The organism is Sulfurimonas sp. HSL3-2 (genome assembly GCF_039645965.1).
Classification (GTDB): Bacteria; Campylobacterota; Campylobacteria; order Campylobacterales; family Sulfurimonadaceae; genus Hydrocurvibacter; species Hydrocurvibacter mobilis.
In genome coordinates, this window is record NZ_CP147917.1 from 14,352 (window position 1) to 40,409 (window position 26,058).

The 26,058-nt window shown below is 40.8% G+C and carries 23 protein-coding genes; 11 read left to right on the plus strand and 12 right to left on the minus strand.

The features are described 5' to 3' along the window. Positions 1-17: 17 nt before the first annotated feature. From WCX87_RS00065 to WCX87_RS00085, 5 genes are all read left to right on the plus strand, one after another. Positions 18-737 (plus strand): carbon-nitrogen hydrolase family protein, encoded by a 720-nt coding sequence (locus tag WCX87_RS00065; protein ID WP_345980007.1) that lies wholly within the window; start codon positions 18-20, stop codon positions 735-737. Further along, the gene (locus WCX87_RS00070; protein WP_345980008.1) at positions 730-1,371 is read left to right on the plus strand and encodes a protein-L-isoaspartate(D-aspartate) O-methyltransferase; all 642 of its coding nucleotides are present in this window, start codon (positions 730-732) and stop codon (positions 1,369-1,371) included. The genes WCX87_RS00065 and WCX87_RS00070 overlap by 8 nt, the downstream gene beginning before the upstream one ends. Before the next feature lie 63 nt (positions 1,372-1,434). Continuing rightward, entirely contained in the window at positions 1,435-2,283 is an 849-nt protein-coding gene (locus WCX87_RS00075; RefSeq protein ID WP_345980009.1) for an FAD-dependent thymidylate synthase, read from the plus strand. Continuing rightward, positions 2,276-2,503: a hypothetical protein gene (locus WCX87_RS00080; RefSeq protein WP_345980010.1), complete on the plus strand. Its 228-nt coding sequence runs from the start codon at positions 2,276-2,278 to the stop codon at positions 2,501-2,503. The genes WCX87_RS00075 and WCX87_RS00080 overlap by 8 nt, the downstream gene beginning before the upstream one ends. After that, the gene (locus WCX87_RS00085) at positions 2,503-3,600 is read left to right on the plus strand and encodes a deoxyguanosinetriphosphate triphosphohydrolase (protein WP_345980011.1); all 1,098 of its coding nucleotides are present in this window, start codon (positions 2,503-2,505) and stop codon (positions 3,598-3,600) included. Before WCX87_RS00080 ends, WCX87_RS00085 begins: the two co-directional genes overlap by 1 nt. Positions 3,601-3,622: 22 nt before the next feature. Here WCX87_RS00085 and flgE read toward each other — a convergent pair whose 3' ends face one another. The 4 genes from flgE to WCX87_RS00105 form a co-directional block, all read right to left on the minus strand. After that, positions 3,623-5,992 carry a flagellar hook protein FlgE gene (flgE, locus tag WCX87_RS00090; RefSeq protein WP_345980012.1) on the minus strand — a complete coding sequence of 790 codons (2,370 nt, stop codon included), beginning with the start codon at positions 5,990-5,992 and terminating at the stop codon, positions 3,623-3,625. A 68-nt stretch (positions 5,993-6,060) separates the two neighbouring features. Continuing rightward, a complete protein-coding gene (locus WCX87_RS00095) occupies positions 6,061-7,329 on the minus strand; it encodes a flagellar hook-basal body complex protein (RefSeq protein WP_345980013.1) in 1,269 nt (422 codons plus the stop codon). Between the two features lie 2 nt (positions 7,330-7,331). Continuing rightward, positions 7,332-7,991 (minus strand): FlgD immunoglobulin-like domain containing protein, encoded by a 660-nt coding sequence (locus WCX87_RS00100; protein ID WP_345980014.1) that lies wholly within the window; start codon positions 7,989-7,991, stop codon positions 7,332-7,334. 10 nt (positions 7,992-8,001) lie between these two features. After that, positions 8,002-9,438, minus strand: coding sequence for a flagellar hook-length control protein FliK (locus tag WCX87_RS00105; RefSeq protein ID WP_345980015.1), 1,437 nt, complete (start codon positions 9,436-9,438; stop codon positions 8,002-8,004). Between the two features lie 319 nt (positions 9,439-9,757). On the opposite strand from WCX87_RS00105, the gene WCX87_RS00110 reads away from it, so the two are divergent. Beyond that, positions 9,758-10,210: a hypothetical protein gene (locus tag WCX87_RS00110; protein WP_345980016.1), complete on the plus strand. Its 453-nt coding sequence runs from the start codon at positions 9,758-9,760 to the stop codon at positions 10,208-10,210. Here the strand turns inward: WCX87_RS00110 and WCX87_RS00115 are convergent. From WCX87_RS00115 to WCX87_RS00130, 4 genes are all read right to left on the minus strand, one after another. Next, positions 10,207-12,129, minus strand: a complete 1,923-nt coding sequence (locus WCX87_RS00115; protein ID WP_345980017.1) for a LapD/MoxY N-terminal periplasmic domain-containing protein — start codon at positions 12,127-12,129, stop codon at positions 10,207-10,209. The two genes, WCX87_RS00110 and WCX87_RS00115, sit on opposite strands and share 4 nt — an antisense overlap. Continuing rightward, positions 12,126-12,743 (minus strand): transglutaminase-like cysteine peptidase, encoded by a 618-nt coding sequence (locus WCX87_RS00120; protein WP_345980018.1) that lies wholly within the window; start codon positions 12,741-12,743, stop codon positions 12,126-12,128. Before WCX87_RS00120 ends, WCX87_RS00115 begins: the two co-directional genes overlap by 4 nt. A gap of 23 nt (positions 12,744-12,766) precedes the next feature. Then, positions 12,767-14,275 (minus strand): DUF4080 domain-containing protein, encoded by a 1,509-nt coding sequence (locus WCX87_RS00125; RefSeq protein ID WP_345980019.1) that lies wholly within the window; start codon positions 14,273-14,275, stop codon positions 12,767-12,769. A 208-nt stretch (positions 14,276-14,483) separates the two neighbouring features. Continuing rightward, complete coding sequence (locus tag WCX87_RS00130) at positions 14,484-16,343, minus strand: diguanylate cyclase (protein WP_345980020.1); 1,860 nt, start codon at positions 16,341-16,343, stop codon at positions 14,484-14,486. Positions 16,344-16,469: 126 nt separating this feature from the next. On the opposite strand from WCX87_RS00130, the gene WCX87_RS00135 reads away from it, so the two are divergent. Together WCX87_RS00135 and WCX87_RS00140 are read left to right on the plus strand one after the other, a co-directional pair. After that, a complete protein-coding gene (locus tag WCX87_RS00135; protein ID WP_345980021.1) occupies positions 16,470-16,934 on the plus strand; it encodes an RDD family protein in 465 nt (154 codons plus the stop codon). Between the two features lie 4 nt (positions 16,935-16,938). Then, entirely contained in the window at positions 16,939-18,048 is a 1,110-nt protein-coding gene (locus WCX87_RS00140) for an MFS transporter (RefSeq protein WP_345980022.1), read from the plus strand. Here WCX87_RS00140 and WCX87_RS00145 read toward each other — a convergent pair. The 3 genes from WCX87_RS00145 to WCX87_RS00155 are packed head-to-tail and all read right to left on the minus strand — an operon-like array spanning position 18,045 to position 19,492. Next, positions 18,045-18,872 (minus strand): mechanosensitive ion channel domain-containing protein, encoded by an 828-nt coding sequence (locus WCX87_RS00145; protein ID WP_345980023.1) that lies wholly within the window; start codon positions 18,870-18,872, stop codon positions 18,045-18,047. The two genes, WCX87_RS00140 and WCX87_RS00145, sit on opposite strands and share 4 nt — an antisense overlap. Continuing rightward, on the minus strand, positions 18,865-19,188 hold the full coding sequence (locus tag WCX87_RS00150; RefSeq protein ID WP_345980024.1) for a DUF309 domain-containing protein: 324 nt from the start codon (positions 19,186-19,188) through the stop codon (positions 18,865-18,867). Before WCX87_RS00150 ends, WCX87_RS00145 begins: the two co-directional genes overlap by 8 nt. Beyond that, positions 19,178-19,492, minus strand: coding sequence for a hypothetical protein (locus WCX87_RS00155; protein ID WP_345980025.1), 315 nt, complete (start codon positions 19,490-19,492; stop codon positions 19,178-19,180). Before WCX87_RS00155 ends, WCX87_RS00150 begins: the two co-directional genes overlap by 11 nt. Positions 19,493-19,689: 197 nt before the next feature. Here WCX87_RS00155 and WCX87_RS00160 point away from each other — a divergent pair, with 197 nt between their 5' ends. The 3 genes from WCX87_RS00160 (at position 19,690) to WCX87_RS00170 (ending at position 23,735) form a co-directional block, all read left to right on the plus strand. Then, the gene (locus WCX87_RS00160) at positions 19,690-22,476 is read left to right on the plus strand and encodes a helicase-related protein (protein WP_345980026.1); all 2,787 of its coding nucleotides are present in this window, start codon (positions 19,690-19,692) and stop codon (positions 22,474-22,476) included. Positions 22,477-22,549: 73 nt separating this feature from the next. Continuing rightward, complete coding sequence (gene rpsU / locus WCX87_RS00165; protein ID WP_345980027.1) at positions 22,550-22,762, plus strand: 30S ribosomal protein S21; 213 nt, start codon at positions 22,550-22,552, stop codon at positions 22,760-22,762. A gap of 199 nt (positions 22,763-22,961) precedes the next feature. Next, positions 22,962-23,735, plus strand: a complete 774-nt coding sequence (locus WCX87_RS00170; protein WP_345980028.1) for a DUF234 domain-containing protein — start codon at positions 22,962-22,964, stop codon at positions 23,733-23,735. On the opposite strand, the gene WCX87_RS00175 is transcribed toward WCX87_RS00170, so the two are convergent. Further along, positions 23,719-25,986: a diguanylate cyclase gene (locus WCX87_RS00175; protein ID WP_345980029.1), complete on the minus strand. Its 2,268-nt coding sequence runs from the start codon at positions 25,984-25,986 to the stop codon at positions 23,719-23,721. The genes WCX87_RS00170 and WCX87_RS00175 overlap by 17 nt on opposite strands. Positions 25,987-26,058 lie beyond the last annotated feature (72 nt).

Sequence of the window (26,058 nt, forward strand, 5' to 3'; positions counted from 1 at the left end):
CATGTATGGACGCGCTGATGCGTCCTTTATGTTCACTCTCTTTTAAAACGACTTCGGACTATGAAGAAAATCTCACTACGCTTTTAAACCTTATAAAAGAGACTCCAGAAGATGCTTTGGTCGTTGCACCGGAAGTGTGCCTGACAGGATTTGATTATGACAACTTTGATCAGGTCACAGCGTTTGCCCCGCATGCTATAGATGAGATAAAAAAAGTTTCAATAAAACGGATAGTCGTTTTGACTATCATAGAAAAAAAAGAGGATAAGATCTATAACACGGCAAAGATCTTTCATAACGGTAAAGTCGTACATGAGAGAGGAAAAGCCCGTCTTTTTCGTTTTGGCGGCGAACATAACTACTTTACGGAATCAAGCGATGAGGATGTAAAGATAATCGAAGTAGAAGGTTTAAAACTCGGTGTTTTGATCTGTTTTGAACTCCGTTTTAAAGAGTTATGGAAAAAGCTGGAGGGTGCGGATATCATTGTGACTCCCTCTTGGTGGGGAGCACTCCGTTCTGAGCATTTTAAAGTCATAACACAAAGTTTGGCGATCATCAACCAGTGTTATGTCGTAGCAAGTGACAGTGCTAACGATGAGTGTACGCAACTAAGCGGAATCATCACGCCTTTTGGTAAAGATGAGCGAAATGAGAATAGAGCTTGCTTAACAGCTCTATATGATAAAAAAGAGGTGCAGACGATGCGCCGGTATTTGGATGTAGGTATTGGATAATATAACAGCGATGAAAACAGCGCGTTTGGCGCAGGAGATAGAAAAAAAGTTCTCTATCTCAAAAGAGGTGTATGAAGCCATCTCAAAAACAAACCGTGAGGCTTTTGTTCCCCGCGGATTTACACATAATGCATATAAACTCGACGCTCTTCCTATGGGCTCGGCACAGTGGATAAGTTCCCCCTTAACTGTCGCGAAGATGACTGAGTATCTTAAACCGCAGGGAGCCGACAGAGTCTTGGAGGTCGGTTGCGGAAGCGGATATCAGGCTGCTGTTCTTTCACATCTTTTTCGCGGAGTGTTTACGATAGAACGTATCGAATCGTTGATGATAGAGGCAAAACAGCGTTTTAGGACGTTAGGCATAAACAATGTCCATACAAGGACTGATGACGGGCAAAACGGATGGATACAGTACGCACCTTATGACAGGATACTCTTCTCGGCTACTGCAAAAGAGATACCGCAGAAACTGTTTGATCAGCTTGCTGAGGGCGGAGTGCTGGTCGCACCGCTTCAAAAAGGAAATAAACAGGTGATCACCCGTTTTACAAAAAGAGGCGCCTCAATAGCAAAAGAGGAGCTTGAAGAGTGTGACTTCGTGCCTATCTTGGACGGTGTACAAAAGTACTAGAACAGGGTAGATAAAAACAGCTTTTTATAGTAAAATACAGATAATTGAAGATAGGGTGTATTTATGGAAAATATGTATGGAATCGAATACTCTAAGCCGGAAGTAGTCCTTTTACAAGATACGGGCATAGGCGTTGCGGAAGCAGCGGCAAGAACTTGCTACGACTCGTTTGAAAACAGCGAGAACGAGGTCATAAAGTGCATTGAACACACTTTACCCGATGAGACTATGTGCTGTGATATAAACTCGATTGAAGAGTCCTCTTTGTTAGATGATCTTGCTTGGACATATTTTCACCACTCTATCTTAGAACATGCAAATCTCAGCTACCTCGTCCGCGGGACAAGCCGCGGGGTACTTCAAGAACACGCACGCCACCGTATACAGGCGATCTCGGTAAGAAGTACGAGATACACTATGAGCTCTGTTATAAATGCGTTTGTAGCATCGCTTGAAGATGCGGATGCCAAGGAGTTCTTTACACAAAAAGTCCTTGCTTTTGATATGTTCGTGACTTGTGATGAAGCATATAACCGCATAGAGATAGGCGGGATGTTCGACAAACTTTCTTATCAGCTGAAAATGGTGGAAGATTTTTACTCCATTGCCGTTGCAAAGAGCTCACTTCCTCTTTTAGATATGCATAAAGGTGATTCGCAAGCACTTTTTAATGCGCTTCAGGAAGGGAAAAAGAAACGTAATGTGGGAGATGCTTTCAAGCATATCATAACAGATAATGTCAAAGTGGATATGGTGGTGACGTTTAACCTAAGAAGCCTCAAAAACTACTTTACGCTTAGAGACAGCGGTGCTGCATACTTCCAGATCAAGTGGCTGGCACAAGAGATGATGAGAGTTACACCGAAAAAATATTTAGACTTGATAATCAAAAAAGGAAAATCAGATGCGTAAACTTTATTATATAGGCATGTTTTTACTGCCGTTTGCATTTAGCGGATGTTCTTTTACAGTCAATGCCGCGATGTGTGACCAGATACGTACTGATCCAAACCAAGTCGTGCCGCAAGAGTGTAGAAACTACAATGAAAAAGAGGCTGAAAAAGCATCTACTGTCAAGCCGAAACATGATGACAGCGAGATCATAAAATTTGCACCTTCTGAAGATAAGTGATGAGAGCAGACGAGCGTTTTTTCGGTGTAGATAATGACTTTCGTTCGCCTTTTTCAAGAGACCGTGACCGGATCATCCATTCGGGCAGTTTTAGAAAACTGGAGTATAAGACACAGGTCTTTTTAAACCATGAGGGAGACTTTTTTCGTACTCGTCTTACTCACTCCATAGAGGTCTCGCAGATCGCCCGTTCGATATCAAACAATCTGGGACTTGTGGAAGCACTTGCAGAGTCTATCGCCCTCGCACATGACTTAGGTCATACTCCTTTTGGCCACATCGGCGGCGATACACTTGATATCTGTTTGAAAAAAGATGGATATACAAACGGTTTTGAGCATAACTTTCAAAGCTTTAGAGTCGTTAGTTCGCTTGAGAAAAGATATAAGGCTTTTGACGGATTAAATCTCTCTTTTGCAACACTTGAAGGGATATTGAAACATTCATATCCATATAAAAAAGCCTTCCTCCCTGCCATAATCGATGAACAGTTCAATCTCTCCACCCACCCTTCAATAGAGGCGATGGTCGTCGACCGTGCCGATGAGATAGCATATATAAGCCATGATATAGATGACGGCATAAACTCGGGACTTATTACATTTGATGACCTAAAAGAGAGTGAACTGGTCTCTTTGATACTCAAAAAAGTTCATGATGAAGGGATAGATAAGCAAAACGACGAGATGTTTAGATACCGTTTCAGCTCACACCTTATTAATCACCTCGTCTACTCTCTTTTGGACTACTCTAGAGATAAGGTCGATAATACAGTAGTATTAAGCGCTACAATAGACGCAAAAGAGAGCATTCCAATAGGGTTTGATAAAGAGCTTGAAACGCAGATCAAAAAGCTTAAAAAACTGCTTTTTCAAAAGCTATACCAGAGTAAGGACATCACAAGAAAGATGTATGCCGGTAAACAGGCGATAAAGGGTCTGTACAGTGCTTTGATGGAGGATGAAAATATGCTTCCAAACTACTATAAAGAACTCTTACATGTAAGAAAAAAACATAGAGTCGTGGCTGATTATATCGCTTCTATGAGCGACAGATATGCGATAAAGCTTTATAATGAGTTATATGGGAGAATATAGGCTTTAAAGCCTATATTGAATGTTATTGTTTTAGACCGATAAGAGTCTGAAGAAGCTGATCCGAAGTCGTGATCGTTTTACCGTTTGCCTGGAAACCTCTTTGGATGATGATAAGCTGAGTCAGTGCACGTGAAAGGTCGACGTTTGATGCTTCAAGCGCAGAACTTTGGATAAATCCGCGTCCGCCGTTTGCTGCCGTACCGATAATCGGGTCACCCGAGTTTGCAGATTGTGAGTAAACGTTTCCACCCTCTGATGCAAGACCCTCGTTGTTCGCAAATTTCGCCATAGCGATCTGTGCAAGACCAAAACTTCTACCGTTACTGAATGATCCGACAAGCGTACCGCTTTGATCGATACGGATACCGACTAGATCCCCGCCTGTGTAACCGTCTTGACTGATACCCGATGTCGCAGATTTACTGTCAAAACTTGTAAGTCCGTCAAATGAGTTTGCCGTACCGACTGCAAGATTGATACTTTGGTTAGGAGTAGAACCGTTGTTTGCCGTAAAGTCTATACTCGGTGGTGTAAACGTAGAAAGTGCACCGCCCGCTGTAAAACTTACAGTACCTTCGACAATATTAGTCGGGATACCAGTAGCTCCGCCGGCAACGTTAATGACACCCGGTTCAGGAACCGTGATCATAACTTTCCAAGTACTTCCCGTCGTCGGATTGAACTCCGATTTTCTAAAGTCTATTTTTACCGTATGTTTTGAACCAAGTGAATCAAATACATCTATACTAGACGAATGCGTCGGAACGTTAAAACTTTGAGATGAACGAGTTCCCAGACTTCCTGCCGGAAGTGCTCCGCTTATAGATTGAATCGTTTGGTTAAATTTCACGTTTTCGGTCGTATTTGCATCTATGATGCTTGTTACAAGCACGTTTAGATCATAGTTCGTACCGCCTGTATCAGGATTATGTATCTGAAATTTTCCAGAACTGTCAACAGTGACGGTTGGACCCGTACCCGCTGCTGTAATATGATTTGTATCTGCTAAAAGGTCTGCATTATTTGTAGCATCAGTAACTGCACCGCCAAGAGGTAGGTTGTTACGTACAAGCTGCTGCATACCTTCACGAAGGTCTTCACTCGTCGTAAAATAGTACGTACTTGCCGTTGTATCCCAGCCAACCGGGTTTACAGAACCGTCAGTATATCTGTACTGTTTCATCGGAGTATCGTCATCAGCACTTGTCAGTCCTGAAGCAGCACCGGCACCGGCAATAGTGACATTGACGTTTTTAGATGTGTTCGTATTGTCGTTTACCAGCTGGATATGGTCTTTTGTACCACCACCCGTATCAACGGCTATTGCTGTTACTCCCGTAGTCGATTTTAGAGTATTGATAGCTGCAGCTATTGCTATTGCATTTTGCTCAGCTGTATTTGCAGCTCCCGTTGTGATGGCAGGAACGGATATTCCGTTGACTACGATATCTCCCGCTGCAAGAGCTATAGCACCTGCTGCTGTTGCATTTGTCGATGTTACGGATGCAGTTCTAAAGCCTACCCATTCACCTTGTCCCTGACCAGGTACAGAACCGCTTTGTAGTAAGAAGCTTTCACCGCTTTCGTTTGTCATGATACCCATGTTCTCGCCGCGCTCGATTATCTTACCGTTGCTGTCCGTAAAGATATGCGTCGGAGTATTCTCGTTGATGCGATCAGGATTCGTTAGAACATTTGCATCGCCGTCAGCATACGGCAGGTTGTCATATGCTGCTTGAGGCGTCGCAAGAGAATCACTTTGATCAAGTATTCCGTCACGGTTTAAGTCAATTGCTGATGAAAACGCATCAAGTCCGTCAATAGCACTGAAGCTTTGTACGGTATCACCCGAGTTTAGGTTTGCTTTTAGCGTGATCTGTGTACTTGCTTTTGCCGGAGTCGTAAGTCCAGGCGGGATACTGATAGATGTGATAGGTGCAGTCGAATCGACTTTACCTGTTGTCTCATCACGTAACCAACCTTGAATAACAAATCCGTTGTTATCTACGAAGTTACCTGCAGCATCGAATTTAAAGTCACCAGAACGAGTGTACTGCAGAGTTTTTCCTGCATCGCCGCTGACGATAAAGAATCCGTCACCCTGAATGGCAACGTCGGTATTTTTATCGGTATTTTGCACAGAACCCTGTGAGTGGATACGTGTCATGGAACTAATAGTAGTACCAAGACCGACTTGAGTAGCATTTTTACCGCCAAGATCACCTTGAGGGGCAGTCGCTATCTGATTTACCTGTGCTAGAAGGTTTGAGAAGTTCGCACGTGAATACTTAAAACCTACAGTATTGACGTTTGCTATATTATTAGATTCGACATCCATCGCTATTTGATGCGATTGAAGTCCTGATACACCAGAATATAATGATTTTAACATTTTAAATCCTTTCTGCTATTAAGTAGAGGTTACAAAGCAATTTACGTTCCATTTGTTTGTATCAAATGTTATCTATGCATCTGTAATGCTTTTTGAATCATCTGATCACCTGTCGTTACAAGCTTTGCATTCGCATCGTAAGCACGTTGGAAGATAATGAGTTCAGTCAATCCTACTTCCGTACTTACATTTGAACTTTCAAGTTTGTTGTTTATAACGCTCGCTCCAAGGATATTGTTTCCGTTCGCATCTTGAAAAAAGATCGGTTTACCGCTGTTTTGACTCTCTAGAAAACGTGAACCGTCTATCTGGCTCAGACCCTGATCATTTTGAAAATGAAAAACTCCGATCTTAGCCATAGATACTTGGCGGCCGTTTGTAAATGTAGCGATCACCTCGGCGTTATGATTGATATCGTATCCGACCAGCTCACCTGCTTCCAGACCATTTGATTGGCTTGATGCGGTCACGGTGTTAGTATTTGAAACGATCCCGTTATAGCCGGTTCCAAGGTCAATGTTGACTGTTGTACCGTTGTTGTTTATGCTGTTAAGCGTCGAGCTGACAAGAGCACCTGTAGAGTCAAAAGTAAGAACACCTGTTTGTGTGTCATAAAGTGTGCTTGGCGTTGAAAGAGTAGCAGGAGAGCTTGCAGTAGCTACGACATCCCATGATGAACCTACGGCAGGCTGCGGTACGGTTTTTGTAAACGTCAGATCAAGGACATTCTTGTTGCCGTTTGCATCGACCATCTTCGCGCCCATCTTTCTTACCTCGTCCAGTTGACCGAGATTACCTTTAAAAGATGTCAGTGTTGTCGGTTCTGCAGGGTATGTCAAACTCTCCGGCAGTTTTATACTTGTTTGTGTATCTACGTTGCCCATAGTAGTAGTTGTATTTTTTGATGTTAGTACATTGTTAGCGTCAAAGTTATTTGAAAGTGTGCCTAAGACATACTGACCGTCAGCATTTACCAAGTCTCTTGAAGCATCGAATCCGAAGTTCCCAGCTCTTGTGTACATAACCTGCCCGTTTCCTTGAACACCGAACCAGCCGTCACCTTCGATAGCCAGATCCGTGCTGCTGTCAGTTAACATTAAAGAGCCTGCATGCATAAGTGTCGGAGTAGCCTGAAGTGTTGAACCGAGACCCACGGTAGAGTTAACGGGAGAACCGCCGGAACCTGTTGAAAGAGCATTTTCAAATAGAGATTTAAACTCTATACCATTGCTTTTAAAACCATATGTGTCAATATTTGCAAGGTTGTTTGATGTGACATCGATACCGGCCTGCTGACTTTGAAGGCCGATGATCCCTGTATAAAATGCTTGGTTCATGACTAGTAAACCTCTTTAATATCCGCAAGAGAAACAAAACCGGAACCCACTCTTAAAAGAGTGTTAGAACCGTCGAATTTTACAGACTCGATAGGGTATGCCCCGACTCTTGTCCCTTGTGTCTGATTGTTAGCATCCAGATAAGTCGCATTGACATGGTAAAGTCCTGCATCGACAGTATTGCCCGCCGTGTCTTTACCGTCCCATGTAAATTGATAGACACCTTTTGGATTTGTCCCGATATCGATAGTATCCACGGTATTGCCGTTGGTATCGGTGATGGTGATAGTCCCGCTTTGTGCATCGGACGGAAAGTACATCTCAAAATCCGTAGAGGTACCGTCACCGTTAGCAGAAACAGTGTCATACCCAAGATCGGCAGTTTTACCGATAGCAGATATTGTCGAGAACTGCTGAGAGTTTTGTAAAGATGCAGAGAGAGTCTCTAACGCTTTGTTAGTATTATCAGAAGACTCTAACGTTGCCAGCTGAGATGTCTGCTGCAAGATCTTGTCCGTATCCATAGGTGCGGTCGGGTCTTGGTACTGCAACTCTGTTAGAAGCAGTTTTAAGAAGTCGTCTTTACCGAGGATCCCTTTTGGATTTGTACCGGCAGGCTGGTTATTTACACTTGATGTCGACGTTGTATCTACAGTTGTCATGATTTATCCTTTATATGTATCGTGGGACCACGATCTCTAAAGAGCTTAGTATCTCTTCATTCGTCTCATCATTATCAAAATACTCGTAAGCTTTTTTTGCATTTTCTTTATGATGACCACTTTGTTGCTGCTGTTGACCTTGATTGTCAGACGAGCTATTGAAGTTCAATGAAGCATTATTCATTCCATTTTGATTCAGCTGGACTTTCAGATCATTTGCATTTTGAGCCAATGTATTGATGGCTGCCGAGTTGGATGAGATGTTTACATGTACGTTCTTACCGCGCTGTATGACCGTTAGGTCGACTTCACCGAATTTTGCAGGATTGAGTTTGACTTTTATCCTTGTAAAAGGCGGTTTGTAGTCCTCTATCGCCTGTTTTATATCATGCGCCAGATACTTGACCATCTGTTTTGCCTCATTGATCTTAACGCCGAGATCCTGATCTACATCTTTTGTATGTATGGAGTGCTCACCGTGAGAAAAAGCCGGTTTTACAGTAGATGCATCTGCCGGCGTCTGTATGTTTATATTTTTATTATCCGAAGTCTCTCCATGCAGAAGCTGACTTAAGACGGACGAATGCGTCTTGTGTTTTGATTCTATCTTTGATTCTGTTTTTGTTTCCAGATTTAAAGGTCTGGTATTGATGTTTTTTTCTCCGTGAAGCAGTGCTCGTAGCGCGCTGTCACTCTTCTCCGGTGCTTTTTCGGTTTTGAGCTGTTTTTTATCGACGAGCTCTGCCGTCGTATGCGATGAAGCGACGTTTTGAGAGAGTTTGAACAGAGATACTTTTTTTAGGGTTGTATCTTCAGAGGGTTGCGTTAAAGGCTGAGCTTTGACCTCTGCTACGGTATTTTTTGTTTCAGTTTTTTGAGCGTTTGGAGTCTCTTTTAGAGATACTTTTTTTGTAGTAACCGCATCTTCAAGCTTTATATCTTTCTTGCTTTTTGCCTGAACCGTCTCAATAGTTATCTTCTCTACATCGATGCCGATCTTTTTTGCAAGTGCAACAAGACCTTTTGTAGTTTTTGGAAGCTCTTTGATCTCGCCTTGTTTATATGCAAGAGAGTTTTTGATCTGATCTTTTAGATACTCTCTTGCGTCTTTGATGGCATTTTTTAATGATTTTGCATCCATCATCGTTGTGAGTTCGGGATTGATTATGAACCCTTTTGTATCTTGAGTGTTGTCATTTTTTAAAAGAGATAGCAGTTCACCCTTTTTTGAGCTATCTTTTGCATCGGCTTTTGTTTCTGTCGATTCTTTTGCATCATCAAGATGAAGCGCTAATGCTCCCTCTTTTAAAGTTTTTTGGTCTGCTTTTTGTGCAGATGAGATAGATTGTAGAAGTTTGGAAAAATCATTTGCATCGCTCTTGCCGGACTTATCGGTTAAAGGAAGTTGCGGCTGTGAAGATGATTTATCTACTTTTGTCGCTGACATTATCATATCTATTCTCCAAATTTCTCTACATGTAAGAGAGTTTTTGAGATAAAAGCAATTTTTATACCATAATGTTTTTTTCAGATGTAATCAAGATGTAATCATACTCCTGTAAAATTTCTCCATCGTGTTTGTCACCACGATTTCATTTCATTCTTCAAAGAAGCAATAGAACCCTTCCCTTTCTATCTTCGAACTTAGCGATAGAACCTGTCCCTTTCTATCGCTTGCAATCACAAAAATATAATTTTTAACAAAAATGTTAATTTGATGTGAATAAATCAAGTATAAATATGTAAAAACTTGATACAATTATCGCATGATTACATTAAACCTTATAATGGCTGTTTTAGGACTTTTAATCGTTTTGGTCGTACTGATATTTTTGATCGTCAAACCAAATGAAGAGATAACTAAGACGATAACCACTAAATTATCAATACAAGAACCGGTCAAAGAAACGAAAACAAAAGAGTTTGATTTTGAGTCACTTAGAAAGATTATTAAAAATAAAAGAAGTAATGCAAAACAGTTGGAAGAGGCATTAGAACTTATAATCAAGTATCACGGAAATATCCATCCAAGACTCGGTGTACGTGCACATCCTGATTTTGACAGATATATGGATGTCCTTTTTACGATATGCAGACACAAAAACGCCACTTCAAAGATGATCGTGAAGTTCGATAAAGAGCTTGCAGCACTGAATCCGGATTATGTGAAAGAGATAAACGACGCGATAGCAAGAGGATTAAACTCCAGAGGAGCTTAACTCAGCATCTCCGTCACTCTCCCTTGAACTTTATCTATACGTATCGCTTGGAGTTTTTCAAGCGATTCCTTGTCCATGACTCCTGTCGCTATAAGGTCTATGCCTATCGAGTCTGCCACGACTTGAAGTGAAGAGAGGTCTTGAGTCGTCTGACTCAGTAAGTACTCGATCTCAGCTTTTATATATGCCGGTCTTAACTCTTTTAGATATCTGTAGTCTTCCGATTCCCCGATAAACTCAAATACTCCCAGCTGTATGTTATGAAGTTCAAACAGCTCTTTATATAACTGCAGGTTTTCAGAGTCAGCGCTTAAGGCTTTATCCGGGAGTTCGATTATCAGCTTAAAGGGCAGATCTTTAGCATACTTGTCAAGAAGATGTTTGAGTTCTGAAAATGTCAGTGTATCTTCAAGGTACTGACTGGAGAGTCTGAGTGAACATACTGATCCTTTTAGTTCAGCATTAGGCTCTTTAAATATCTTCACAAGAGCTTTTTTATATATCTCTATATCAAGTCCAAGCGTGATGGCAGGCGCAATAAACTTACCGTATGAGTATTTTTGACCGTCTTGAGAGATGATAGCGATTGTCAGGACATTATGGATGACCTCTTTTGTTCCTGCATTCACGGCCTTGTACGTGTCAAAATGGATCGTATTGTGTTGGATCGCAAAATCTATAACTTCACGCCACTCCTCTTTCCCCATGATCTCGGCATCAGATTCTGTTTTATGGAAGTAGACATGAGTCTTGTCCGTAAAGAGTTTGGCCTGAGAGAGTGCATAATCGGATGCACTGAGCAGTTGAGAGACCGTCTGTTTATGGTTGTACTCATAAACACCGAAAGTGAGGAATGTTTTTGTCCTGTCAAGGTCTTTGCTTAGTAAGATGTCACTTGCATGACTCATATACTCTGCTATAGAGATACCGTTTACTTCACTGCATCTAGGAAGAAGGATAAAAAACTCGGTACCGTTCATACGTACGACCAGAGAGTTCTCAAAATCGTTAGAGTGCTGTTTTAGCATTCTTGCAATATCTTCATACAGTTTGTCCACTTTTTGACGGCCGAGTATCTTGTTTGCTTCCTGTACGCCGTTTACACTGAGCATGATACAGACCCCGCTTGGTATCTGTGCATCAATTTTGAGGTATTCGGGCAGTTTGTTTAGCAGGTACTTTCTGTTGTACAGGCCCGTAGCTTCATCTTTATACATAAGTTCCGATTGACGGCGGAGTGCATCATTGGCTTTGTTAAAGATATCTTCCACTTTTTTGACCATGATGTTCATCGCTTTTACCACTTCGCTGAAGTCTTTTGTATACGGCAGATACTCTTGGATAATGAATCTGTTGTTAGAGATAGCGTCGGCTTGATGGCGTATCTCTTTTAGCGGTCTTAGAAGTACGATAAGCAAGATATACAAGATGACCACGGAGATCACGAATGTGATCGAAAAGGAGACCGCAAGTGAGCATAGTATCTCATAAAGATGCTGATAGGCATCAGAAGTAGAGCTTTGGACATTTAAAATGCCTATAGGATTCCATCCTGCCGATACGTTAGCAGAAGCGACGGGCGCCTTGATAGGGATCATCTCTATAAACCAGTTTGGAACATCTATGGTCTTCTCTTCACTGTGACGTTCATACAAAAGCTCTCCGTTCATATCCATAAGAGTGATGTTTTGATATGAACCGTTGTCAAAGTTCGCATTTATCATAGTCGACATCATAGAGATATTGCCGTTGGCACTGGCAAGTGAGAGGCTTAGAGACGTAGCGGTGTTCTTTGCATCGGCATACAGCTGTTCCTGCACTGAATCTGTGGAGTTTTTAAAATTTACTCCTAACACGATGATAAATATACTTATCAGTAAAAGAGTGACTAAAAAAGATAGTTGTTTATAGAGAGTCATATTTTTCCTTTTTTTGTGTTTTGAATCAGATCATCCCACTTCTTTGTAGTTTTTTGGTGGGCTTTTTTTGCCGCTTTAGAAAGGATATCGCCGTTGAAGTTATAGATAGGTATAAGGTCAGGGCGTTTACTAGCCGGAAGTACAAAGCGGTTGTTATTGTCTAAAATAAGCGGTTCTGAAGTAGGCGTCTCAAAATATGTCAGTACCATATGCGCCTCTTTGAACTGAGTCGATTTTACATAAGTAAAATACATCTTTTTAGGGTCAATACCAAGGTATTTAAGTGCAAAGAACTTTGCAATCACATAGTCTTCACAATCTCCGGCATCACGTGCTAAAAACTCCCAAGGCGTAGCCCAGTAATCAGACATCTTGTAGTTTTGCATGTCTGATTTGTACCTTACCTGGTTAAAAAAAGTGTTTATAGTGTTTAGCTTGATTATCGTGCTTTTATTTTTTAAGGCGTCCAGTCTTTGCTGCATATCGATAAATCTGTTTTCGGCAAATTTATTGTATTTTTTTTCTACATTTTTTATGATGCTTTGCGATACATACGCTTCGGCTTCTGCAAATGTAAGTGCCAATAATAAGACTAATAGGTGCTTAAAAAACATAGTGATGATTATATCACATAATCTTATTGATGCCTTGCCTGACGCTTGTTAAAATGAGAGCTTTTACTCTCTACCTCTTGCTTCTCCTGCGTATAAAACGGTTTTAGGTATTTTGGTACAGCTCGGCCTTTTACTTTTAAGATGTCGTTTATCATCGCTTCTGCGACGCGTTCTTCTGCACAGTTTTGTTTACATGTAAGGTATGAAAAAAGCAGCTCGGCCTGTCTGTCAAGAGAGATCTTGTACGTGGATGCAGTCTGTTCATATATCCATAAGCTAAAATCGGAAAAACTGCTGTATATCTTGCCATCGCTCTTTAAAAGCTGCATCGAATTTTTGAAGTTTCCGCTGTTGTAGTAGATATCCCAAAACCTTGCGAAACGCTTCATATTCTGGATATCTTTAAAACTGAGTTCACGCGTTTTTAGTATGTCGTACGGAGGCGTGTCGGAGTAGACCATCCCAAATGTCTCGTCATGTCGTGCTATTGTCGTACCGGAGAGCTTTTTGAGTATCCCTATCTGTATCTCGCAGCTGCTCATCTGTGTCAGTGCGTCAAGATTTCTGCCAAAACTCTCCAGATCCTCACCCGGCAGACCGACGATGAGGTCTAGGTGGATATGAGCCGTAGTGCGAGTCTCTAAAAACTCTATGTTCTCTTTTATCTTGTCAAGCTTAAGTGGTCTGTTGATGTTATTTGCTATCTCATTATTTAGAGTCTGTATTCCGATCTCAAGCTGAAGTGCGCCGTGAGGAAAGCGTGTGATCTTCTCTTTAATAGAGTCTGGAAAATGGTCGGGAATGACTTCGAAATGGGCAAAATACTCCTCATCTTTACTAAGGAAAAAGTCTAATATACGGTTTGCCAGACGCATATTGATATTAAAAGTCCTGTCGACGAACTTGAAGTTTCTTGCGCCTCTTTGCCAAAGTACTTCAAACTCCTCTATCAGTTTATCAAGATCGAAACTGCGTATCTTCTCATCTATGGAGGAGAGACAAAACTCGCAAAGAAATGGACAGCCGCGGGAAGCTTCGACATAGATATATCTGTTTTTTATATCTTCGTCGGTGTAGTATTTGTACGGGAGTTCTACGGATTTCAGGTTTTCTATGACGGGTTTGATGATACGCTGTTCTATTTTTTCACCCGATGTTATCTTTTTTGCAAGGTTGTAAAAGGAGGTGTCCCCTTCACCCTGAATGATAAAATCTGCCGCACTGAAATCAACACGGAACGGCTCATAACTTACCTCTGGACCACCGAGGATGATCGTCGTATCAGGTGCGACTTTTTTGATGATCTCTATAAGCTCTTTTACCTCGCTTGCATTCCAGATATAGACGCCGATACCGATGATGGAAGGATTCTCATCGAGAATGTTTTCAGCGACTGACTGGAGGGCGTCATTGATGCTGAACTCCATGATCTTCGTCTTACATGTAAGCTCGTTCATATTGGCATAGATATATCTGAGTCCGAGTGAAGAGTGCGTAAAACGAGAGTTTAAAGTGGTTAAAATTATATTCATAATGGATTATATCAAATTTGGATTTAAGAGGATGGTTTAAAGATAAAGGGACTAAGCATAAAAGGGGGTGAAATTAGCTTAGCCACACTTTAAATTTTTAAGGAGTGTATAAAATGAAAATCTTCAAAAATGTTAAGGGGAGAACATATTTGAGATTTAAAAGTATATGATGTTAAAGTTAATGATTTGTAAATGTTAAATCATATCACTATTTGTAAATAGCTTGATTCCTGCCGTCGCCTTTAGCCTGATAAAGAGCGGCATCACATCTTTTGATCAATGATTCCTCATCATCATCGCTGCCGTATGTGGCTACACCGAGACTGATAGTGACATGTTTAACGGTTGAAAACTCATACTCCTCTATCCGTTTTCTCATATCTTCTGCAAGACTCATAGCACCCTCTTTGCCTGTTTCAGGGCAGATGATCAAAAACTCTTCACCGCCGAATCTTCCAAGAAAGTCGATCTTCCTGATATTGTTTTGTAGTATTTGAGAAGCAGATCTTAAAACACTATCACCGGTTTGGTGCCCATAAGTGTCATTGACACGTTTGAAGTGATCGATATCGATGATGATAAGAGAAAGCGTCTTATCATAACGTTTTGCTTTTTCTATCTCTAAATGCAGGATCTCGTCAAGTTTACGTCTGTTGAAGATCCCGGTCAGTTTATCGGTAACAGAGATCACTTCCAGTCTTTTTTTAGCAGTGATCTCCGTGCCTACGGACATAAAAGAGACTATCTCATCATGATCGTCTTTTATCGGGATAATGGTCTGTTCAAGCCAGTACGCTTCTCCGTCTTTGGTCTTGTTCTTGATCTCACCGTTCCACTGTTTTCCTTTTAAGATAGTCGACCAGATATTGCTATGCACACTTTTTGGAGTGTCTTCATGTTTGACGATGTTTATATTTTTATTTATCAGTTCCTCTTTCGTATAACCGCTGGTTTTGGAAAAAGCGGAGCTGATACTTGTGATGATACCGGTTACATTTGTAGTGGCAGTGATAACATATTTATCGATAATATAGGCAAAACGTTTCATCTCGATATTTGCATCATGGAGCGTCCTCTGAAGTTTTGATGGAGTGCTGGCAGCGTAGATCGCAAGAGGAATACTTAATAAAATGCTCAAGATAGCTACAATAGTCGATGCTATTAAGTTCTCATTTTCCAAAGACTTCTCTGTCTCTTTTTTTGGCTGTAAGATCAAGATAGCATCGTCATCGTTTTGCAGGATGTTGTCGAGCTTATAGGCAAAAAAGTTCTTTCCTTTTGTACCGCCGGATAAGATATCTGAAGCATCATGAGGAAAATCCTCATACAGACTTCTTTTAACTCCTGTGTATTTGTTCCATGAGTATCTTTCATTTGGATGCAGGATGTAGTTGCCGTATTTGTCGATGATATAGATGTTAAAGATAGGCGAGCTTTGTATAGATGAAAAGAGATCGTTTACTAACATATTGAGAATGACCATACCCGCGAACTTATTTGTTTTAAACAGGGGGATAGCGACTCTAAAAGTCGGTCTGTAAGGGACATCTATCTTTCCGTTTTCGACATTAAGATCGATATCGGAATGCCAGATTTTTTGTGTCGGTATCTTTTTAACGGTAGTAAAGTAATCACGAAGACTTTTGTCTTGCAGTTTTGCTTGTGGGACGATGTAAGGAAGGCTTTGGAGGTTGTCTCTGTTAACGCGTATTATCTCTTTTCCGGAAGCATCGATATATCGAGCCTGCATAATGTTTTTTTCCGAGTTTGCGAAAGTCAAAAAGAGATTATTCAGATCTTTGATTTTACTTTTATCATTGTTCTTTATGTACTGCTCAAGTGTCTTATCATCGGCTATTGCCTTTGTAAGGGCATTCATTTTATCGATATTTGGTTTTAAAAAGTCGTTTAGTTTGCTGTATGACACCTCTTGAGCGTAACGGTCGATGGTGTCTTTTATGTTGACTACATGGATGTTATAGCTGATGAGAGTACTCAGCGCCGTTATGAAAACACCGAAGACGATGAAGTATAAAGTAAATATTAATTTGAAGTTCTTTTTTTGCATATTAGACTCCTACTGTATGTATTATACATTAAAATCTTTCTATGCCTATCAGATAAACTTATATTTTTAAGATAGTGTAAATTTTACTTCTATAGGTTAATAAATAAAGTAGGTTATAATTGCACCATGAGATGGCGAAAATTAAAACAGAAAAAAATTACTAAAGATATTGATAAAAAACAGAGTGTTATGTATGCCCGATATACAGATAAGATCAAGGGCTTTATAACAGATATGTTTATGATATATGTTCCGATCCTTTATATCATCGCTTATGTCGTTTTAAATGGGAAAGAGGAGTTTCAGGCGTCTGGAGCCGCACAGTTCGCAGCGGTGGCTTTGTATGCCGTGATCTACGCTGTCTTTATAACTAGAACCGGTCAGACTCCCGGTAAAAAAGCCTACAGCATGAAAGTCGTAGATGCAAAAAGTTTTGAAAATATTTCATTTTTCCGCGCAATCTGGCGTTTTATAGCTTTTCTATTTACGGCTACGACGCTTTTGGGTCTGCTGCTTCCGTTCTACAGAAAAGACAGACGTGCTCTGCACGATCTTTTAAGCTCCACGGTCGAGGTAGAGATCCACTCATAATTTAATGCAGATATTACTTTCAGCTTTTTACTTTTTTTACTTTGCCATTATCGGTATATATGTGATCTTTTTACCGAAAGTTCTTTCCATGGTCGGGTATAACGGTGTCGAGATAGGTATCGTCTTTGCGACCGCTCCGTTAGTGCGTTTTTTAGTCCCGTTCGCTTTTATAAAAGGGATCAAACTCAATATAAGAGTCTTTAACACCGCCATTGTTATCATAGTCGCTACATCTATACTTTTTTACCTTACGCTTTACAACTTTTACGCGCTTATATTTACAAACATCCTGTTTGGAGTCGGTCTCAGTCTGATCCTGCCTTATGTAGAGGTGATAGCTCTGAGCGTTATTACAAAAGAGCGTTACGGGAAAGTAAGACTTTTCGGTTCTATCGGCTTTATTGTCGTTGCGCTTGTCTTGGTGAAGTATCTAAGCGGAGTGAATATAGCCATATTTTACCTTATCTTTGTGACTGCTATGACGGCATTTTTTGGGTATCTGGTGGCAAAGAACGAACCTGTTGAGAGTGAAGAGATAGAGAGTTCACAAGGCGGAAATATAAATATCTTTTCTCACTGGAGCTTGTGGGTGGGACTGACACTGATGCAGGTGAGTTTCGGTCCTTTTTACAACTTCTTTACCATCTACGAGACAGACCACGGCATCAGCATGGATATGACCATCTATCTTTGGAGTTTCGGCGTTGTTATGGAGATATTTATGCTCTATTATCAAGGCAGGTTTCTGCAAAAAAACCTGCTGCATGTCATTCAGTTTACGACTTTTATGACTGCACTTAGATGGCTGCTGCTGTTTTTGTTTCCGCAAAATCTTGTGATCTCTTTTTTCACGCAGTCCATTCACGCTCTTTCGTTTGCGCTTTTTCACTCGGCTGCTATCAGTTATCTGTTTACGCTTTACAAAAAAAGAAAACTCGCACAGCAGTTCTTTCTCGGCATAACGTACGGACTTGGCGGGTTTGCAGGCGCGCTTTACAGCGGGTACGTGTATGAGTATTTCAGCACATACCTGTTTTTAAGTTCTGCGCTTGTTGCATTTGCAGCGTTTTTATTTGTAAGGAATGAGGCGAAAAAAATTCGCCAAGTACATTAGTTTTTGTTGTTTAGATGGATATCCATTTGAGGATAAGGGATCGAGATCCCTCTTTCATCGAATGTGAGTTTTATCTCTTCTAGCATCGCAAAACGGACATCACCGTAATCCTCTGTTTTCACCCATGCACGGACTGCAAAGTTTACACTGCTTTCTCCTAGTTCCGTGACCCCGACAAATGGTGCCGGGTCTTTAGAGATGCGCTCCTCTTTATTTAATATCTCAAGCAGGATCTCTTTTGCCAGTCTGAGATCATCACCGTAACCGATACCGACGGTAAGATCGAGTCTGCGTTCTGTCTTGTTTGAGAAGTTTGTGATGTTTCCGCCGGTGATCTTGGAGTTGGGGATGATGATCGTCCTGTTGTCGATCGGGCTGATCGTAGTCGAAAAAAGGTTGATATCCTGAACCGTTCCCATCGCTCCGCCTGCTTCGATGGTATCACCGATCTTAAAGGGACGAAAAAACATGATGAGCACTGCCGCTCCGACATTTGCCAAAGAACCCTGCAGTGCCAGACCTACTGCCAGACCGATAGCACCAAATACAGCGACAAAAGAGGTGGTTTGTACTCCTAAGACATTCAGCGAAGCCATAATGACGGCAAGCATCAAGACAAAGTAGATGATACTTTCGCTAAACTCGACTAAAGTCGCATCCAGCTTTGACTTTTCCATCAATTTTTTTGAGACAAGCGTTATCTTATGTGCGAACCATTTACCGACGATAAATATTACTATCGCGCCGAATATCTTAAAACTGTATTGTGCCGCATAGTTTACGACCATATCTACATATTGAGCATAATCTTGTGTATTAAACATCGGATGATACCTCTTGCTTGAGTTTTTCTATTCTTTTTTCGATCTCTTCATATCTGTTTGAATATGCAGAGTCTACCTTAAGGCGTAAAGTTTTATATTTCAGATAATTATTGTAGACCTTTTGAGCTGAATCTTCTCTTCCGCGTTTTATGAGTTCGAAGCTGACAGCGGCATTGATGTAGCCTTTTAACAGGTTTGTCTCATCACTCTTTTCAAAACGGCGGGGGAACCAGATCGCCTCGAGCGCTTCATGTGCGTCATAAAAACGTTCCTCGTCAAGACATTTTAAAAACTCGTCTATATAACTATTGGTCATCTGTCACCGTCATGTTTTTTCTCCAGTAGCCTCTGCCGCCTTTGAGGGAGATGCAGATATAGTCGGGAAATTTCTCTTTGAACTCTTTAAGCCTGTTAAGTGTCGCTTTTCCCGTATCGCAGTAAAAGACAAACACGCTTCCCTTTGGTTCCTGTTTTAGCTCATAAGGATTGTAGACAACGCTGTCGGCTCTCTCTATGGGAGAGAGGATGGTGTCTATCAGCAGGACCTTCACTCCCTCTTTTTCGAGTCTTTGTTTGTTAATAAGATACTCTTCTTGAGTCCACTCATCAGGAAAATCCATACTGTCTCCGCTATTTTTTTAGAAATTATATATTATTAGGTTTACTCCCTCTTTAAAAGGAAGATCTAGTTTTTTTCCTTGATATGCTTTATTATTTGATTGTTTGTGTTTTATAACCTAATTTATCTCATGGATATAGTATAATATTTATACTTTATAGCGACATCCATGATGTTAGTAATAGGATACAATTTCGTATGGCAAAGAAAAATAAAAAATCGACTAAGATAAATATAAAAATACGAAACTTTTTTGGCGGTGATCCATTTGATGTCGGTATTGAGCGGGTAGGGGAAAAGACCCTGATAGAACTCGCTCACACAATAGGTCTTTATGACGTAGAGTTTACAAAAAAAGAGCTTCTTCGCGCACTTCGTCAGCTTTGGTCGACGGGTGATATGGTGGTTCGTGAAGATATACTGCATTTTTTTCAAGAAGATAAGATACTTTACCCTCCGCTTACTCCTGCAGAACCTACTTTAGAAAAAGAGGAGAAGATAGAATCTCTTCTAGAAGAGTTCCAAGATCTGACTCCCGACGAGAGAATGGAACTTTTCGGGATATTTTTAGACGTCAGGACTAAAAAGATCAGCTATGCAAAGATCGAGTCCAAGCTTCAGCATATAAGATTTGAGAAGAAAAAAGAGAGACTGCAAAAAGCACTAGACGGTACGTTTGATCTTGACGACAGACTGGAGTTCAATGCTTCCATCGCGATAACGTTTCAACACCAGAGTTTTAAAAAGATAACAGTCTTAAAAACTGCCGTGATAGATATAGATGAGTTGATGCATGAGGATGATGAGGTCTTGATCAAAAAGATCTCTCTACTAAAAGAGAATACTACGGCAAAAAAACAAAAAGATGTCGATGAATTCGTTAAAAACCTGAAGCAGCCGCATCCTTACCTTAGCGACGAGCAGATACTAAACGCATTAAAAACGGCAAGTCCGACAGCTGATCTCAGACTGCCTCCATTAAATAAAACCGTTTTAAAAGCTGTTTTAACGGCTAACGCAGATGTTAGCGATCTGCATATCAGTGATGCGGATGTGGTCATAATCTCGGATGCGAAGTTTGTGTTTGAAGATCTGGACAAAAGCGTAGAGTATGAAGTACACACAAGCATAGAGCTTCAAGATATCCTGAGTATAATCTGGAAGGGTGAAGAACTCAATCTAAACAGTATGATCGAAGAGGCAAAAAAAGAGCAGGAGGAGCACTTTAAAGCCGAGTTCAATATGCTGGTCGATGAATGTCACAAAGCTTCGACCCTGCTTTTGCTTCCAAAAGGAGAGCTTTTAGAGATGGTCTATGAGCAGCTGTCTCTCTATCTTGACAATAATCTTTCGATCAGCCCGAAGACGCATAGAAAGATCATTTATGCTTTTAACAAAGCGATTCAGGAACAGCTTTTAAAACGCCAGCGCCAGATGCTTTTAGCACGTACTATCCGTGACTTTAAAAATCTTTTCCCTCTTGCGCGCTCTATGAAAAGAGAACTGATCCTGCATATCGGGCCGACAAACAGCGGGAAGACTTATGAGGCGATGCAGGCGCTTAAAGCAGCGGATACGGGTTACTATCTCGCACCGCTCAGACTTTTGGCACTCGAAGGATATGAGGACTTAAACGCAAGTGGAGTGGATGCTTCTCTTATAACGGGTGAGGAGCAGCTTATCAACGAGGAAGCGACGCATATCAGCTCGACGATCGAGATGCTTAACTTTGATGTGGACGTGGATGTCTGTGTCATCGACGAGGTACAGATGATAGATGACCGCGACCGCGGTTGGGCATGGGCAAATGCCATTATCGGTGCACCTGCTCAAAAGATCATTATGACAGGTTCTATCAACGCAAAAGAGGCGATAATCGAACTCGCAGAGTATCTTGGCGAAAAACTCACTATAGTTGAGTTTGAAAGAAAAAATCCACTAAAACTTCTTACTACTGCGACAGCCATAGCCGATGTCAGACCTGCTACGGCGATCATCGCTTTTTCAAGAAAAGATGTTCTGCGTCTGAAGCAGAATTTTTCTCGTAACTTCAAAGTAAGTGTTGTCTACGGAAACCTTTCTCCTGAGGTCAGACGTGAAGAAGCACGTAGATTCCGTGAAAAAGAGACCGATATTCTGATAGCGACAGATGCGATAGCGATGGGGATGAACCTTCCTATCAAGACCATACTCTTTTCAAAGGTCGTGAAGTTCGACGGTGAAAAAGACAGGTTTTTGACACCTTCAGAGGTTCATCAGATCGCCGGACGTGCCGGACGTTACGGCTTAAACGAGATAGGATATGTGGGTGCGCTAAAAAGTGATGCCCTGCATGTTATAGAGAAAAATATGTCAAAACCCGCAAAAGAGGTAGATATCCCTTTTAAAGTAATGGCAAATCTTGATCACATCAGACTTGTCGGCTCGATACTTGAAGAGAACTCGCTTACAAAGATCCTGGAGTTCTTTGTTGAAAACATGAAGTTTGACGGACCTTTTACTGCGGCGAACATCGAGACGATGCTCGAAGCGGCAAAGATAGTCGACGGGTATGACTTAGATATCGCAGAGAAGTATCATCTGGCTTCTGCCCCTCTTACTTTAAAGTCGCCGTTTATCATGGCATCTTTTGAAAGGTATGTGCATAAGCTCGAACAAAGAGAGCCTATCTATTATCTTCCGCCGGATCTTAAAAGCGAGTTCGCAAGTACGATGGACGAACTTTTAGAGATAGAGGATCGTGTCAAAGAGATCACGCTGTATCTGTGGCTTAGTTACAGGTTCGCCGATTATTTTGTAGATGCCGACAATGCAAGACATTTCAGAGGAGTTTTAAACAGATACATAGAGAACTCACTCAAAAACAGCCACTTTGTCCCAAGATGTAAACTCTGTACGAAACCGCTGCCGCTTAACTCAAACTACGGGATCTGTCAAAGCTGTTTTAGAAAGAACTATAAGCATAAAACACATCATAAAAGATAAGTAGATTAGGGTTTTAGAGATTATTATGATACAATTCCAGTTCAAAAATTTTTAAAGAAAGTGGGTGATGTGAATGCCTGGTATCGTATTACGTCATGACGATAATTTTGATGCAGCTTACCGCCGTTTCAAGAAACAAACAGATAGAAATCTGATTGTTACTGAAGCTCGTGCTCGCCGTTTCCATGAAACAGAGACTGAGAAGCGTAAGAAAGACAAAATTAGCGCTCGTAAGAAAATGCTTAAACGTCTTTATATGATGAGACGTTATGAATCACGCCTGTAGTAATTAGCTCCTTCGGGAGCTTTTTGCTCAACCTCTACAAACTTCTTCCATTAACCATTTAATCTGATATAATTTTAGTAACACCTATAAAAAAGGCCATCCCATTTTTTCAATTAATAACTCATTATTAGAGCAGTTTCGCTCGTTTTATACAAAAAACAAGTTCGATGATCTTGAATCAGCTATAGAGTACTTTACTGTGTTCGGCGGATCAGATATCAAGATAGATGTCAAAAAGCCTGTTTATGAGCTTATCGTAGAACATATCTTAACTAACTATAACTTTCTGCATAAACAGGTCTCTCATCATGTAGATGTCGAGTACAGCGCCGTTTTAACAGGTTTGGCGCTTGGTGACGGACGTATCCACTCTGCATTTAAAAGAGCAAGGATCTCTGATGAAAACGCAGGAGAGATCGCTAAAAAACTTATGGACACAAACATAGTCAGACTGCTAAAATCCAGAAAACAGTTCACAAGCTGGGTAGATGATGAAAGAGTAAGCGACAAGCTTCTATTTACTACTCCGTTCATGCGTTTTTGGTTTGCCTTTGTCGCACCTATCTTTAAGGGGATCAAAGAGGGGAACTATGACGAGTTCAACCAAAGATATGAGAACAAGATAGCAGAGTTCCGCGAAGCGGTTTTTAAAGAGCTTTCAAACGAACTTGTGAAGATCAGTTTTGCGGAAGAAAAAGTGGTCGAAACAGGTGCTTACTGGGATAGAGAGGTCGAACTGGATATCTTCGCAAAGACGGCATCTAAAAAAGTGATCGTCGGTACATGCCGATACACAAACTCTAAACTCAAAAAGAGTGAGATAGCAAAACTAGAAGAACTCGCTAACAGAGCAAAAATTAAAGCAGATGTTTTTGTGATTGTCGCAAAAAGAGGTTTTTCGAGTGAGTTGAAATCTCTCAAGAGTGAGGATATCAGGCTTTTCACTCTTAAAAGCTTTAAATCTCTGCTCTAGTCACTTTATTTCTGCCTTTCTCTTTTGAAAGGTACATCGCGGTATCAATACTTTTTATCACATCGTCTATACTTTTTCTTTCAGTGAAACAGCCTACACCAAGGCTGGCTGTCAGGTGGCCGAGGTTATTTGCAAAGTGGTATGCTGCGATTTTTTCTTTCAGGTTATTTGCGACACTATCGGTCTGTTCGATATCCGTATTTGGACAGATGATCAAGAACTCTTCCCCGCCCCATCTGCCGACGATATCCGTCGATCTTACAGCATTTTTTAGTATCTGTGAAAATTGCTGAAGCGCATAGTCTCCGGTTTGATGCCCGTACTGATCGTTGATATTTTTAAAATAGTCGATATCAAGCATAATGATCCCGCAGGGTGTCTTGTACCTTGTAAAGAGGTCATATTGGTACTGCAGGGCTTTATCTGTCTGCATTCTGTTGTACAGTCCCGTCAGTGAATCGGTGATGGAAAGTCTTTTGAGCTCCTCGCTATATCTTCTGAGTTTAAAGTAGTGGTATAAAAATGCTGTCCCGATAATTAGTAGAACAGACAGCAGTTTGATGAGAAAAGAGTAGTCCATCTCTTTTGACTCTTGAACAGAGACCCAGTGGTTATAGATCTGCTGTTTCTCTTTTTCAGAAACTGTATGAACCAGCTTTTGAAATATATCATGAAGGATCGGTTCATCATTTCTTGTTCCGATGGCAAGGGCAACTGTATCGTTGACTCTGGCAGATACTTTCATTAGCCCCGTAAAATCGTGCTGTATCGTGTAGGCTAGGACCATCAGGTTGTCAACATAGCCGTAAAGCTCTCCCTGTTCTACTTTCTTTAACCCCTCATGGATGTTTTTAACATTTACAATATCCATGTTCGGATACTTGCTGCGAAGTATCTCACCGATCGCATATCCGCCTACGACACCGATCTTTTCATCTTTAAGTGAGTAAAAGTTGTATGTGTAGGGCTTATCCATCTTAGTGGCAAGGACGATAGGAAGTTTCATATACGGGTCTGTAAAGTCCATATACTTTAAACGGCTTGGTGTAGAAGAAGCCAAGGTTAGCAGGTCGCATTTTCTTTGTTTCGCTGCTTCAAGACTTTCTTGCCATGTCTTCGTCGGGTAAAGTTCCATATCGACATCAGCTTTTTTTCTGATAAGATTAAAAAAGTCTGCGGCTATGCCTATATGTTTACTGTTTTTAATCCCTTCAAACGGCATCCAATCAGGGTCGACACAAAGTTTAAGAGTACCTTTGGAATTAAGAAAATCTCTTTCCTCTTTTGTCAGATCGCTGTCATAATGTTTGCTTTCATATATAAAATCACTAAAGTCTAATGGGGTCTCTTCCGACACGATCCCCATCTCTTTAAAATCTTCTGCCATCATCCTGACTCTTATAGGGTCGATGCTTCCGACAGGAAAGATGGAAGGAAGTACCATATGCTGGATCTGGTTTGCTTCAAACAGCAATGCTTCATACGATTTGTGCTGGGTGTTGTATTTTTTCATGATGAGCTTGATGATCTCATCTTTATGCTTTAAGGCGTACTCCCATCCTTTGATGCTGGCTTTTTTAAAGTTCTCTACTCTTTTTGGATGGTTTATAAGCTCATTTTTTGATGTGAAAAGATTAACATCATAAAACTCCGTTCCGTAGCTGGAAGGGTTTAACACATTGTATTTTATACCGGCTTTGTCTAGATAAAAAAGCTCATTCGTACTAAAAACGACCATAGCATCGACTTTTTTATCCACAAACTCATCTATTTTAAAGCTGGGAGGAACATCAATGAAACTGCCCATATTCATCCCGAAATCTTTGAACATCATTAAAAAGGCCGTGCTCTTTACGGTGTTTTCTATCCCCATGATCTTTTTGTTTTTAAGATCGGCAGGAGTTTTAATATCGTTTTGTGTTACAAGAACAAGAGGAGAGTGTTTAAAAAAATTCGCAACAAAGACAACCGGTTTGCCGTTTAGATAATCGACGATCAGGTCAGAGTAGGTTATCCCGTATGTATCATTCTTATCTATGACATCGTCAACAAGATGAATACCGTTTTCATACTCTTTAAACTTTACGTTAAGACCGACATCTTTGTAAAATCCCTTTTCCTGAGCGGCATAAAATCCTGCATACTCGAACTGATGCTTCCATTGGAACTGGAGCGTGATATCTTCTGGCTTATCATGCGCGTTTAATGATGAGATTAATAATATATATAAAAAAATAATTGTTTTTAACATTTTGTGATTTTAACGAAAGATAGTTTAATCTTTTCTGCAAAGGAACTTATGTTACAATTACGATAATTTTAA